Genomic DNA, 400 nt, shown 5'->3' on the forward strand with positions numbered 1-400 from the left:
TTAAGTTCTCGTCAGCATTTTCTAAATGAGCTTATCGCTCTTTTCAATAACTTTATTGGAGAGTTTGATCCTGGCTCAGGACGAACGCTGGCGGCGTGCCTAATACATGCAAGTCGAGCGGAGTCAATGAGAAGCTTGCTTCTCTGAGACTTAGCGGCGGACGGGTGAGTAACACGTAGGCAACCTGCCCATAAGACTGGGATAACTACCGGAAACGGTAGCTAATACCGGATAGGTTCTTCCCTCGCATGAGAGAAGAAAGAAAGACGGAGCAATCTGTCACTTATGGATGGGCCTGCGGCGCATTAGCTAGTTGGTGGGGTAAAGGCCTACCAAGGCGACGATGCGTAGCCGACCTGAGAGGGTGATCGGCCACACTGGGACTGAGACACGGCCCAGA

1 rRNA gene is annotated in these 400 nt (G+C 51.8%); it reads left to right on the forward strand.

The features are described 5' to 3' along the window. Positions 1-52 precede the first annotated feature (52 nt). Positions 53-400 (forward strand): 16S ribosomal RNA (locus tag KJS58_RS25030); the annotation flags it as partial.

Source organism: Paenibacillus sp. J45TS6, assembly GCF_018403285.1.
Taxonomy (GTDB): domain Bacteria; phylum Bacillota; class Bacilli; order Paenibacillales; family Paenibacillaceae; genus Paenibacillus.